Below are 13,525 nucleotides of genomic sequence, written 5' to 3' on the forward strand. Positions count from 1 at the left end.
CGCTAGGCCAGAGTGCGGGCGAGTTCCCTCGTCAGGGGCTCACGCAGACCGGGTGCGTCCACCCGCTCCACCCGGACGTCCGTGCAGTCCACCCAGGTCGCCGCCTCGATCAGGGCCTGGGCGACCGCCGGAACCGCCTTCGGGCCGTCCAGGGTGACCTGCTTGGCCACCAGCGTGCGGCCCTCGCGGGCCGGGTCGACCCGGCCGACCAGCCGGCCGCCCGCGAGCACCGGCATCGCGAAGTAGCCGTGGACCCGCTTCGGCTTGGGCACGTACGCCTCCAGGCGGTGGGTGAAGCCGAAGATGCGCTCCGTGCGCGCCCGCTCCCAGATCAGCGAGTCGAACGGCGACAGCAGCGTGGTCCGGTGACGCCCGCGCGGCGCCGTGGCCAGGGCCGCCGGGTCCGCCCAGGCCGGCTTCCCCCAGCCCTCGACCTCGACCGGAACCAGCCCCGAGTCGGCGATGACCGCGTCGACCTGTTCCCCCTTGAGGCGGTGGTAGTCGGCGATGTCCGCGCGCGTGCCGACGCCGAGGGACTCGCCGGCCAGCCGCACCAGGCGGCGCAGGCACTCACCGTCGTCCAGCTCGTCATGCAGCAGCGTGTCCGGGACGGCGCGCTCGGCGAGGTCGTACACCCGCTTCCAGCCGCGCCGCTCGACGCACACCACCTCGCCGTACATCAGCGCGCGCTCCACGGCGACCTTGGTACCGGACCAGTCCCACCACTCGTTCGTCTTCTTCGCGCCGCCCAGCTCCGTGGAGGTCAGCGGGCCCTCCGCGCGCAGTTGCTTGATGACCTGGTCGTAGACGCCCTCGGGCAGCTGGTGGTTCCAGTGCGGGCGGTCCCGGTAGGCGCGGCGGCGGAAGGCGAAGTGCGGCCACTCCTCGATGGGCAGGATGCACGCCGCGTGCGACCAGTACTCGAAGGCGTGCGGGCGCGCCGGCGACACGCCCGTGGACGCGCCGTTCCAGTAGGCCGCCTCGACCGCCTTGCGGCCGACCGCGCCGAGCCGGGCGTAGGGCACGAGTTCATGGGAGCGGGCGAGGACCGAGATCGTGTCGAGCTGGACCGCGCCGAGATGGCGCAGCACTCCGCGGACGCCGGCCCGCCGGTCGGGCGCGCCGAGGAAGCCCTGGGCCCGCAGGGCGATACGGCGGGCGTCGTCCGCGGTGAGGGTGGTGGTCGGGCGCGGCAGGGTCGTCATGCCCCGGACGATAGAGGGTGCCACTGACAGTCCCGGCTGACCTGCGGTTTCACTCGGCACGGGCGGGCAGGTACGGCGCCGTGGACGGCAGGCCCAGGTCCGAGGGGAGCAGGGAACCGACCCAGCAGTCCCGGCGTACTCCCTTGTTGTTGATCGCGGAGCGAAGGGTGCCCTCGATGGTGAAACCCGCGCGTTCGGCCACCGCGCGGGAGGCGTGGTTGCCGACCTCGGCACGCCACTCGACCCGGTCGACGCCGACCTCGGTGAAGATCCAGCGGCAGGCGGTGAGCGTCGCCTCGGTGACGTACCCCTGGCCGCGATGCTCCTTGGCCGCCCAGAAGCCGACCTCCGCCACGCCGAGGGAGCGCATGGTGAGACTGAGCATGCCGGCGAGTTCCCCGCGGGTGAGGAAGACACCGAAGGTGAACATCGAACCCTCTGCCCAGCCGTCGGGGACCAGCTGCTCGGTGAAGCCGCTCGCGTGCTCGGGCAGATACGGCGACGGCACGGTGGTCCAGCGCTGGATGCCGGGGTCCTGCGCGGCGTCGTACACCGCCCGGGTGTCGTGCGGGCCTACCGTGCGCAGGACCAGGCGGTCCGTGGTGAGTGTGACGGGTTCCATCGGCCGATTGTGCTCGGCGTCCCGCGGCCGGGCCATCGGTTTTCGCCATGCGTGAGCACGCGATCACAGTTCGCGCAATTCCTCGCGCCGATGCGGCACTATCGCCGTGGCCCGTCCGTTGTCCCGGGTGAAGCAGCCGTCGGGCCGCCAGGCCTCCCGGCCCAGCCGGGTCCTCGCATACGATGGCCGTTGCTCAGTACGTCAAATGGAAACCGACCCTCCCAGGCCCGACCGGCAAGGAGACAAACCCCCGTGTCCGTCCTCTCGAAGATCATGCGTGCAGGCGAAGGCAAGATCCTGCGCAAGCTGCACCGCATCGCGGACCAGGTCAACTCCATCGAAGAGGACTTCGTCGACCTCTCCGACGCCGAGCTGCGAGCCCTCACCGAGGAGTACAAGCAGCGCTACGCCGATGGTGAGAGCCTGGACGACCTGCTCCCCGAGGCGTTCGCCACCGTCCGTGAGGCCGCCAAGCGCGTCCTCGGCCAGCGCCACTACGACGTGCAGCTGATGGGTGGCGCCGCCCTCCACCTCGGCTACGTCGCCGAGATGAAGACCGGTGAGGGCAAGACCCTCGTCGGCACGCTGCCCGCGTATCTGAACGCCCTGTCCGGAGACGGCGTCCACATCGTCACGGTCAACGACTACCTGGCCGAGCGCGACTCGGAGATGATGGGCCGCGTCCACAAGTTCCTGGGCCTGGACGTCGGCTGCATCCTCGCCAACATGACGCCGGCCCAGCGCCGCGAGCAGTACGCGTGCGACATCACCTACGGCACGAACAACGAGTTCGGCTTCGACTACCTGCGCGACAACATGGCGTGGTCGAAGGACGAGCTGGTGCAGCGCGGCCACAACTTCGCGATCGTCGACGAGGTCGACTCCATCCTGGTCGACGAGGCCCGTACGCCGCTGATCATCTCCGGGCCGGCCGACCAGGCCACCAAGTGGTACGGCGACTTCGCCAAGCTCGTCACGCGCCTGAAGAAGGGTGAGGCGGGCAACCCCCTCAAGGGCATCGAGGAGACCGGCGACTACGACGTCGACGAGAAGAAGCGCACGGTCGCCATCCACGAGTCGGGCGTCTCCAAGGTCGAGGACTGGCTGGGCATCGACAACCTCTACGAGTCGGTGAACACCCCGCTCGTGGGCTACCTGAACAACGCCATCAAGGCCAAGGAGCTCTTCAAGCGCGACAAGGACTACGTCGTCATCGACGGCGAGGTCATGATCGTCGACGAGCACACCGGCCGTATCCTCGCCGGCCGCCGCTACAACGAGGGCATGCACCAGGCGATCGAGGCGAAGGAAGGGGTGGACATCAAGGACGAGAACCAGACACTCGCCACGATCACCCTGCAGAACTTCTTCCGCCTCTACAACAAGCTCTCCGGCATGACCGGTACGGCGATGACCGAGGCCGCCGAGTTCCACCAGATCTACAAGCTCGGCGTGGTCCCGATCCCGACCAACAGGCCGATGATCCGCAAGGACCAGTCAGACCTGATCTACCGCACCGAGGTCGCCAAGTTCGAGGCGGTCGTCGACGACATCGCCGAGAAGCACGAGAAGGGCCAGCCGATCCTCGTCGGCACGACGTCCGTCGAGAAGTCGGAGTACCTCTCGCAGCAGCTCTCCAAGCGCGGCATCCAGCACGAGGTGCTCAACGCCAAGCACCACGAGCGCGAGGCGTCGATCGTCGCCCAGGCCGGCCGCAAGGGCGCGGTGACCGTGGCCACCAACATGGCCGGCCGAGGTACGGACATCAAGCTCGGCGGCAACCCCGAGGACCTCGCCGAGGCCGAGCTGCGCCAGCGCGGCCTCGACCCGGAGGAGCACATCGAGGAGTGGGCGCACGCCCTGCCCGCCGCCCTGGAGAAGGCCGAACAGGCCGTCAAGGCGGAGAAGGAGGAGGTCGAGCAGCTCGGCGGCCTCTACGTGCTGGGCACCGAGCGGCACGAGTCGCGGCGCATCGACAACCAGCTGCGCGGTCGTTCCGGCCGTCAGGGCGACCCCGGCGAGTCCCGCTTCTACCTCTCGCTCGGCGACGACCTGATGCGCCTGTTCAAGGCCCAGATGGTGGAGCGCGTGATGGCCATGGCCAACGTGCCGGACGACGTGCCGATCGAGAACAAGATGGTCACGCGCGCGATCGCGTCCGCGCAGTCGCAGGTCGAGCAGCAGAACTTCGAGACCCGTAAGAACGTCCTGAAGTACGACGAGGTGCTCAACCGGCAGCGCGAGGTCATCTACGGCGAGCGCCGGCGCGTGCTGGAGGGCGAGGATCTGCACGAGCAGGTCCAGCACTTCATGGACGACACGATCGACGCGTACGTCGCCGCGGAGACCGCCGAGGGCTTCCCGGAGGACTGGGACCTGGACCGGCTGTGGGGTGCCTTCCGGCAGCTGTACCCGGTGAAGGTCACCGTCGAGGAGCTGGAGGAGGCCGCCGGCGACCGGGCGGGTCTCACCGCGGAGTTCATCTCCGAGTCCATCAAGGAGGACATCCACGAGCAGTACGAGGCCCGGGAGGCGCAGCTCGGCTCCGAGATCATGCGTGAGCTGGAGCGCCGGGTCGTGCTGTCGGTCCTCGACCGCAAGTGGCGTGAGCACCTCTACGAGATGGACTACCTCCAGGAGGGCATCGGCCTGCGCGCGATGGCGCAGAAGGACCCGCTGGTCGAGTACCAGCGCGAGGGCTTCGACATGTTCACCGCGATGATGGACGGCATCAAGGAGGAGTCCGTCGGCTACCTGTTCAACCTGGAGGTCCAGGTGGAGCAGCAGGTCGAGGAGGTCCCGGTCGAGGAAGCCGAGCCGGTCGGCGAGGGCGTCCACGACACGGTTCCGGCGCAGGCCGGGGCGCGTCCGGAGATCCGCGCGAAGGGGCTGGACGTTCCGCAGCGGCGGGATCTGCACTTCTCGGCGCCGACCGTGGACGGTGAGGGCGGCATCCTGGAGCGCGACCTTGAGGACGACGAGCCGGTGCGGTCGGAGTCGGACGGGCTGACTCGTGCCGAGCGGCGGCGGCAGGCCAAGGGCGGGCGGCGCCGCAAGAAGTAGCAGTTCGCCCGCGGCACGGTGACCGTTGAGATGGGCCGGGTTCCTTCGGGGACCCGGCCCATCTGCGTGGTGTGGTGGTCGTCAGCGGTGGGAGCCGGCTTCCACCGCTGTGCAGCGCCAGCGGAGGTCCTGGCCGAGTTCCAGGCGGAAGGCCAGGGCGCGGAGCCGGTCGCCGGCGGCGATGCGGGCGAAGACCTCCAGGGCACCGTCGCGGGGGACGTAGTAGCCGATGTCGTGCACGCGGGGGAGGGAGCCCCGGGTGCGCAGGGGCCTGCGTTCGGCGAGGCGGACCAGGTCGTCGTAGGCGCGGCCCGCGGTGTGGCGGAGCATCCAGTGGACGGGCCGCTGACCGCTCAGGACGGCCAGCAGGCGGTCGGCGAAGAGGTCGGTGGGGCGGGGCTGCCCTGCGGCCGTCCTGGGCGTTGTACGGGCCGTTTCGGTCGAACCCGGCAGCCGGGTGGGCGATGGCTCCTGGGCCTTGGCCGGGCGGGTGCGGGCCGGTTGCGGGGCGGTGGCCGGCTGGTGGGCCGTTGGACGGTGGGGCGGGATCCTGGGCGGGGCTCCTGCCGGGCGGCGGGTGTCGTGGCGGGTGGGCGGGCGGTGGCGCGGTCGGGGCTGGGAGGTGCGGTTCGTCGCCTTGTCCCTGGTGCGGCTCATGACCTTGTTCATGAAGTCCCCGTTCGGCGGGCCCGATTGATACCGGGCGGTAACTCGCTGGTGGGGATCTTGTACGGGGACCGGGAGCGGGCTGGCAAGGACGGCGGGGAGAGCTCGGGAGGCGTGGAGAGGTTCACCTATCCGGGGGACGCGGGGCGGGTCGATCGCCGGGATACGGCGGGTGCTCCGGGTGAATTCACGGCCCGGGGTCGACGGCTTCCGGGGCGCGGGCACAGACCCGAAAGGGGACGGGCGCACGTATCCTGAAGGCCCTCCGGGAGACGCGGCAGCCGCCCTTCCCGGGGCCCCAGCGGAGCCTTTGAGCAGGAAAGAGCGGCCAGCATGCGCGTCTACGTCCCCCTGACCCTCCCCGGTCTCGCCGAGGCGCACACGACGGGTGAGCTGGGGAGCGGCCCCTTCGTCGCGTATGCGGTGACGCCCGGGTTGCGCGAGTGGTACCTCTCCGAGGACATCGAGGAGTTGGAGTACGCGGCGCTCAGCCGGGCCGCGCTGGCCTCGCTGCGGCTGCTCGCCGCGGACCCCGCTGCGGTACGGCGCCGGGTGGTGGTCGCCGTGGACGTGGCCGACGGCGTCGCGAGCGCCGACCCCGACCGCGGGCTCGACCCGACCGCTCTGGGCGAGGTGACGGTGACGGCGACCGTGCCGCTCGCCAAGGCGGCCTCGGTGCATGTCGACGCCGCTGACGCGGAGCGGGACGTGGCCGCGGCGGCGGAGGCGCTGGAGGCGGCCGACGGCGGGGACGACGACGCGCAGTTCGTCGTGGACGGAGCGGACGACCACGAGCTGCTGTGGTACGCCACCCAGGAGATCCCCAACCTGGTCGAACTGGCCTGACCTGGCCGTATCCGCTCGCAGCGGTCGTTGTCAGTGGGGCCGGGTACGGTCTTTGACATGGGGATGCAGGCAAGCGCGCACATCGTCTGGGACTGGAACGGCACGCTGTTCCACGACAATGACGCGATCATCGGGGCGACGAACGCGGCCTTCGCCGAGCTGGGGCTGGCGCCGATCACGCTGGAGCAGTACCGGTCGCTGTACTGCGTGCCGGTGCCGAAGTTCTACGAGCGGCTGATCGGCCGGCTGCCGACCGATGCCGAGTGGGAGCTGATGGACGGGGTCTTCCACCGGTACTACGCCGAGCACCGGGTGCGGTGCGGTCTGGCCGAGGGGGCGGCGGACCTGCTCGCGGGGTGGCGTTCGGCGGGGCGCAGCCAGTCGCTCCTGAGCATGTACGTGCACGAGGAGCTGGTGCCCCTCGTGCGGGGATTCGGCATTGAGCCGCATTTCCTGCGGGTCGACGGGCGTACGGGGCCGTCCGGGGGCAGCAAGGCCGAGCACATGGTGCGGCATCTGGAGGCGCTGAACGGGGTGGTGGAGCCCGCGCGGACCGTGGTGATCGGGGATGCGGCGGATGACGCGGTCGCGGCGGGGCGTGCCGGGGCCCGGGCCGTGCTGTACACCGGGGGCTCGCACAGCCGGGCCAGTCTGGAGGAGGCGGGGGTGCCGGTGGTGGACACGCTGGCCGAGGCGGTGGAGGAAGCGGAGCGAATAGCGGCGTAGCCGCGGTGCCGGGTTCCTGGTGACCGCTTCCGGTGCCCTTGCTGCGGCTGCTGCGGCTGCTGTGGGGGCGGGGTGGCGGGACTCCGCCCGCCGCCACAGCCCTCAGCTCACCGGTGCCTTCGAGCGCAGCACCCTGAGGAACTCCCGCATCCAGGCCGGGTGGTCCGGCCAGGCCCGGGAGGAGACCAGGGTGCCGTCGACCACGGCCTCGGTGTCCTGGAAGCCCGCTCCGGCCGCCTGCATGTCCGGTTCGAGCGCGGGGTAGGCCGTGACCCGGCGGCCCCGCAGGCTGTCGATCGCCGCGGTGAGCAGCGGGCCGTGGCAGATCTGGGCGACCGGCTTGTCGGAGTCGAAGAAGGCCTTGAGGATCTTGCGGAGTTCGGGGTCGTTGCGCAGGTACTCGGGGGCCCGGCCGCCGGGGATGACGACGGCCGCGTACTCGCCGGGGTCCACGTCGGCGAAGGCCAGGTCGGCGGGCCAGGTGTAGCCGGGCTTCTCGGTGTAGGTGTCGTAGCCGGGTTCGAAGTCGTGGACGACGAAGCGGAGCGTCTTGCGGGAGGGGGCCGCGATATGGACGTCGTAGCCTTCCTCGCGCAGGCGCTGGTACGGGTAGAGGACTTCCAGGGACTCCGCCGCGTCGCCGGTGACGATCAGGATCTTCGCGGGCATGTCGGCTCCTCCGGGTACTCCGGTGTTCCGGTACTCCTGGGCGGGACGCACTGTCCCTGGGCAAGGTGCCAACACCGGGCGGGCTTGCCAAGGGGGCCGTCGCGGTTCGGTGCGGCCTCGGGGCCCTGCCGGATGTCGGGGTGCCCTGTTCTCAGGGTGCGGTCGGGGCTCTCCCGGCGCGACCGGACCGGGCCGCCCGCCCCTGCGGCCCGCGCCCCTCTGGTCCCGGGGGCCGCACCCGGCCGAATACGTCACCGCCTCCCCGTCGACCGCTGTGCAGAACGTCAAACTTCACCCCTCGGTTTTGTACACATACGGCTCATGACGGGTCCGGGGTGAGGAGCGATAGCCTTGTGGCGTGATCAGCGCGATATCTCGCGGGGGCGATCCTGCCCCTGCCCTGCGCCCGGGTTGCACGGAACACCTCCGTGACCGGGCGGCGGTCGCTGGTCTTCGCGGGCGGGACGGGGCCGCAGGAGCCCCCGGGACGCCGAGGACACCCCTGGACACGGCGGCGCCGAGAGCAGCGTCACACCCCACGGGCGCGTCGAGAATGGCCGAATTCCCCCCGCGCATCTCACCTCGCGGCATAGCGTCGATGCGGACCGGACACCCCGGGCCGTGGCGTCGAGCCGGAGGGGAAGAGACCGTACTTCCTTCTACGTCACGCAACGGCGCGCGACAGGAGTCAGAGGACAATGCAGACCAAGCTGGACGAAGCCAAGGCCGAGCTGCTCGAAAGGGCCGCCCGGGTAGCTGAGAACAGCCCGGTCGGGGGGCACCTTCCGACCGGGACCACGGGCGAGGGCTCCCCGGACACCCCGGACAGCGAGTCCGTGCTCGCGTTCCTCCAGCGCTACTACCTGCACACCGCCCCGGAAGACCTCACCGGCCGTGACCCGGTCGACGTCTTCGGCGCGGCGCTCTCGCACTACCGGCTCGCCGAGGAGCGCCCCCAGGGCACGGCGAACGTGCGGGTCCACACCCCGACCGTCGAGGAGAACGGGTGGACCTGCAGTCACTCGGTCGTGGAGGTCGTCACCGACGACATGCCCTTCCTCGTCGACTCGGTCACCAACGAGCTGACCCGGCGCGGGCGCGGCATCCATGTCGTCGTCCACCCGCAGTTCGTCGTCCGGCGCGACCTGACCGGCAAGCTGATCGAGGTCCTGCCGAACCCGCCCGCCGGTGACCTCCCGCACGACGCGCACTTCGAGTCCTGGATCCACGTCGAGATCGACCGGGAGACCGACCGCGCCGACCTGAAGCAGATCACCGCCGACCTGCTGCGCGTGCTGTCCGACGTCCGCGAGGCCGTCGAGGACTGGGAGAAGATGCGGGACGCGGCGACCCGGATCGCCGACGGACTGCAGAGCGAGCCGCTGCCCGGCGACCTGCCCGCGCCCGAGGCCGAGGAGGCCCGCGAGCTGCTGCGCTGGCTGGCCGACGACCACTTCACCTTCCTCGGCTACCGCGAGTACCAGCTGCGCGACGACGACACGCTCGCCGCCGTGGCCGGCACCGGTCTGGGCATACTGCGCTCCGACCCGCACCACGCCGAGGACGAGCAGCACCCGGTCAGCCCCTCCTTCGAGCGCCTTCCGGCCGACGCCCGCGCCAAGGCCCGCGAGCACAAGCTGCTCGTGCTGACCAAGGCCAACAGCCGGGCCACCGTGCACCGGCCGTCGTACCTGGACTACATCGGCGTCAAGAAGTTCGACGAGCAGGGGAACGTCGTCGGCGAGCGGCGGTTCCTCGGACTGTTCTCCTCGGCCGCGTACACCGAGTCCGTGCGCCGTGTGCCCGTCATCCGCCGCAAGGTCGACGAGGTGCTGGGGCTCGCCGGGTTCTCGCCCAACAGCCACGACGGCCGGGACCTGCTGCAGATCCTGGAGACCTACCCGCGCGACGAGCTGTTCCAGACGCCCGCCGCCGAACTGCAGGCCATCGCCACGTCCGTGCTGTACCTGCAGGAGCGCCGCAGGCTGCGGCTCTACCTGCGCCAGGACGAGTACGGCCGCTACTACTCGGCCCTCGTCTACCTCCCGCGCGACCGCTACACCACCGGTGTCCGGCTCAGGATCATCGACATCCTGAAGGAGGAGCTCGGCGGCGTCAGCGTCGACTTCACCGCCTGGAACACCGAGTCGATCCTCTCCCGGCTGCACTTCGTCGTCCGTGTCCCGCCGGGCACCGAGCTGCCCGAGCTGTCGGACAGCGACAAGGAGCGCATCGAGGCCCGTCTGGTGGAGGCCGCCCGCTCCTGGACCGACGCGTTCGCCGAGGCGCTTACCGCCGAGTGCGGCGAGGAGCGCGCGGCCGAGGTGCTGCGCCGCTACAACCACGCCTTCCCCGAGGGCTACAAGGCCGACCACACCCCGCGTGCCGCGGTCGCCGACCTGGTCCACCTGGAGCAGCTCAGCGAGGACAAGACGTTCAGCCTGAGCCTGTACGAGCCGGTGGGCGCCGGACCCGAGGAACGCCGGTTCAAGATCTACCAGAAGGGCGGCTCGGTCTCCCTCTCGCAGGTGCTGCCGGTACTCAGCCGCCTCGGCGTCGAGGTCACCGACGAGCGGCCGTACGAGCTGCGCTGCGCCGACCGCACCACCGCCTGGATCTACGACTTCGGTCTGCGCATGCCGAAGGCGACGAGCGCCGGCGGGGATCTCGGTGACGACGCCCGCGAGCGCTTCCAGCAGGCCTTCGCGGCCACCTGGACCGGCAAGGCGGAGAACGACGGCTTCAACGCGCTCGTGCTGAGCGCCGGGCTGACCTGGCGGCAGGCGATGGTGCTGCGCGCCTACGCCAAGTACCTGCGGCAGGCCGGTTCGACCTTCTCGCAGGACTACATGGAGGACACCCTCCGCAACAACGTCCACACCACCCGGCTGCTCGTCTCGCTGTTCGAGGCACGGATGTCGCCGGAGCGGCAGCGGGCCGGGCTGGAGATCGTCGACGCGCTGCTGGAGGAGCTGGACGCGGCCCTGGACCAGGTGGCGAGCCTGGACGAGGACAGGATCCTCCGCTCCTTCCTCACCGTCATCAAGGCGACCCTGCGCACGAACTTCTTCCAGGAGGCGCACGACGGCCGGCCGCACGACTACGTCTCCATGAAGTTCGACCCGCAGGCCATCCCGGACCTGCCGGCACCGCGCCCGGCGTACGAGATCTGGGTGTACTCGCCGCGTGTCGAGGGCGTGCACCTGCGCTTCGGCAAGGTCGCCCGCGGTGGTCTGCGCTGGTCCGACCGGCGTGAGGACTTCCGCACCGAGATCCTCGGCCTGGTCAAGGCGCAGATGGTGAAGAACACCGTCATCGTGCCGGTCGGCGCCAAGGGCGGCTTCGTCGCCAAGCAGCTGCCCGACCCGAGCGTGGACCGGGACGCATGGCTGGCCGAGGGCATCGCCAGCTACAAGATGTTCATCTCGGGCCTGCTCGACATCACCGACAACATGGTCGCCGGCGAGGTCGTGCCGCCGCAGGACGTGGTCCGGCACGACGGTGACGACACCTACCTGGTCGTCGCCGCCGACAAGGGCACCGCGACGTTCTCCGACATCGCCAACGGGGTCGCCGAGAAGTACAACTTCTGGCTCGGTGACGCCTTCGCCTCCGGCGGCAGCGCGGGCTACGACCACAAGGGCATGGGCATCACCGCGCGCGGCGCCTGGGAGTCCGTCAAGCGGCACTTCCGCGAGCTGGGCGTGGACACGCAGAGCCAGGACTTCACGGTCGTCGGCATCGGTGACATGTCCGGTGACGTGTTCGGCAACGGCATGCTGCTCTCCGAGCACATCCGCCTGGTCGCCGCCTTCGACCACCGGCACATCTTCATCGACCCCACCCCGGACGCGGCGACGTCGTACGCCGAGCGCCGCCGCCTGTTCGAGCTGCCCCGCTCCAGCTGGGCCGACTACAGCACCGAGCTGCTGTCGGCCGGCGGCGGGATCTTCCCGCGCAGCGCCAAGTCGATCCCGGTCAACGCCCACATCCGCGAGGCCCTCGGCATCGAGGACAAGGTCACCAAGATGACCCCGGCCGACCTGATGAAGGCGATCCTCCAGTCGCCGGTCGACCTGCTGTGGAACGGCGGCATCGGCACGTATGTGAAGGCCTCCGTGGAGTCGAACGCGGACGTCGGCGACAAGGCCAACGACGCCATCCGGGTCGACGGCAAGGACCTGCGGGTCAAGGTCGTCGGCGAGGGCGGCAACCTGGGCCTGACCCAGCTCGGCCGGATCGAGTTCGCCATGCACGGCGGCAAGATCAACACCGATGCGATCGACAACAGCGCCGGCGTGGACACCTCCGACCACGAGGTGAACATCAAGATCCTGCTGAACGGCCTGGTCGCGGACGGCGACATGACCGTCAAGCAGCGCAACAAGATCCTCGCCGAGATGACCGACGAGGTCGGCGCGCTGGTCCTGCGCAACAACTACGCGCAGAACACCGCCCTGGCCAACGCCCTGTTCCAGGCCAAGGACATGCTCCACGCCCAGCAGCGGTTCCTGCGCCACCTGGTGCGCGAGGGCCACCTGGACCGGGCGCTGGAGTTCCTGCCCACCGACCGCCAGATCCGCGAGCGCCTCACCCAGGGCCAGGGCCTCACCAGCCCGGAGACCGCCGTCGTCCTGGCGTACACGAAGATCACGGTCGCCGAGGAGCTGCTGGCCACCTCCCTGCCGGACGACCCGTACCTGCGCGGCCTGCTGCACGCCTACTTCCCGACGGCGTTGCGCGAGCGGTTCGCCGAGGCGATCGACAACCACCCGCTGCGCCGTGAGATCACCACGACGGTGCTGGTCAACGACACGGTCAACACGGGCGGTACGACGTATCTGCACCGGCTGCGCGAGGAGACCGGGGCCTCCCTGGAGGAGATCGTCCGCGCCCAGACGGCCGCCCGCGCGATCTTCTGCTCGGCACCGGTGTGGGACGCGGTCGAGGCCCTGGACAACCGGGTCGACGCCGCCGTCCAGACGCGCATCCGGCTGCACTCGCGCCGCCTGGTGGAGCGCGGCACGCGCTGGCTGCTCAACAACCGGCCGCAGCCGCTGCAGCTCGCCGAGACCGTCGAGTTCTTCGCCGAGCGGGTCGAGCGGGTGTGGCAGGAGATGCCGAAGCTGCTGCGCGGCGCGGACCTGGAGTGGTACCAGCACGTGTACGACGAGCTCTCCGCGGCCGGCGTCCCGGACGAGCTCGCCACGCGCGTGGCCGGGTTCTCCTCCGCCTTCCCGGCCCTCGACATCGTGTCGGTGGCCGACCGCATGGGCAAGGAGCCGCTGGACGTCGCCGAGGTGTACTACGACCTCGCCGACCGGCTCAGCATCACCCAGCTGATGGACCGCATCATCGAGCTGCCCCGCAACGACCGCTGGCAGTCCATGGCCCGCGCCTCCATCCGTGAGGACCTGTACGCGGCGCACGCGGCGCTCACCGCGGACGTCCTGGCGGTCGGCAACGGCACCTCCACGCCCGAGCAGCGCTTCAAGGCCTGGGAGCAGAAGAACGCGCCCATCCTGAGCCGGGCGCGCACCACCCTGGAGGAGATCCGCGGCTCGGAGACCTTCGACCTCGCCAACCTCTCGGTGGCGATGCGGACGATGCGGACGCTGCTGCGCACGCACTCGTAGTCGAGCACGGCAGGGCAGCAAGCGCCCGCCCCGGGCCGACGGGAAATCGGCCCGGGGCGTTCCGTTTCTTGCCGACCCTTAGCGAAAAACGA

The 13,525-nt window shown here is 70.5% G+C and carries 8 protein-coding genes; 4 read left to right on the plus strand and 4 right to left on the minus strand.

Annotation, left to right across the window (positions count from 1 at the left end):
- Positions 1 to 2: 2 nt before the first annotated feature.
- Positions 3 to 1,205 carry a winged helix-turn-helix domain-containing protein gene (locus ABT171_RS32070; RefSeq protein WP_351249900.1) on the minus strand — a complete coding sequence of 401 codons (1,203 nt, stop codon included), beginning with the start codon at positions 1,203 to 1,205 and terminating at the stop codon, positions 3 to 5.
- 49 nt (positions 1,206 to 1,254) lie between these two features.
- Positions 1,255 to 1,827, minus strand: a complete 573-nt coding sequence (locus ABT171_RS32075) for a GNAT family N-acetyltransferase (protein ID WP_351249901.1) — start codon at positions 1,825 to 1,827, stop codon at positions 1,255 to 1,257.
- 252 nt (positions 1,828 to 2,079) lie between these two features.
- Between ABT171_RS32075 and secA the strand changes: the two genes are divergently transcribed.
- Positions 2,080 to 4,890: a preprotein translocase subunit SecA gene (gene secA, locus ABT171_RS32080; protein WP_351249902.1), complete on the plus strand. Its 2,811-nt coding sequence runs from the start codon at positions 2,080 to 2,082 to the stop codon at positions 4,888 to 4,890.
- A gap of 81 nt (positions 4,891 to 4,971) precedes the next feature.
- Here secA and ABT171_RS32085 read toward each other — a convergent pair whose 3' ends face one another.
- A complete protein-coding gene (locus ABT171_RS32085; RefSeq protein WP_351249903.1) occupies positions 4,972 to 5,559 on the minus strand; it encodes an Rv3235 family protein in 588 nt (195 codons plus the stop codon).
- 330 nt (positions 5,560 to 5,889) lie between these two features.
- Here ABT171_RS32085 and ABT171_RS32090 point away from each other — a divergent pair, with 330 nt between their 5' ends.
- Both ABT171_RS32090 and ABT171_RS32095 read left to right on the plus strand, forming a co-directional pair.
- Complete coding sequence (locus ABT171_RS32090; RefSeq protein ID WP_351249904.1) at positions 5,890 to 6,402, plus strand: DUF6912 family protein; 513 nt, start codon at positions 5,890 to 5,892, stop codon at positions 6,400 to 6,402.
- Between the two features lie 57 nt (positions 6,403 to 6,459).
- A complete protein-coding gene (locus ABT171_RS32095) occupies positions 6,460 to 7,128 on the plus strand; it encodes an HAD family hydrolase (RefSeq protein ID WP_351249905.1) in 669 nt (222 codons plus the stop codon).
- A gap of 102 nt (positions 7,129 to 7,230) precedes the next feature.
- Here ABT171_RS32095 and ABT171_RS32100 read toward each other — a convergent pair whose 3' ends face one another.
- Positions 7,231 to 7,797 carry a DJ-1/PfpI family protein gene (locus ABT171_RS32100; protein WP_351249906.1) on the minus strand — a complete coding sequence of 189 codons (567 nt, stop codon included), beginning with the start codon at positions 7,795 to 7,797 and terminating at the stop codon, positions 7,231 to 7,233.
- Between the two features lie 698 nt (positions 7,798 to 8,495).
- On the opposite strand from ABT171_RS32100, the gene ABT171_RS32105 reads away from it, so the two are divergent.
- Positions 8,496 to 13,433 carry an NAD-glutamate dehydrogenase gene (locus tag ABT171_RS32105; protein ID WP_351249907.1) on the plus strand — a complete coding sequence of 1,646 codons (4,938 nt, stop codon included), beginning with the start codon at positions 8,496 to 8,498 and terminating at the stop codon, positions 13,431 to 13,433.
- Positions 13,434 to 13,525: the final 92 nt, after the last annotated feature.

The sequence above is a fragment of the Streptomyces sp. NPDC001851 genome (genome assembly GCF_040297165.1).
GTDB lineage: Bacteria > Actinomycetota > Actinomycetes > Streptomycetales > Streptomycetaceae > Streptomyces.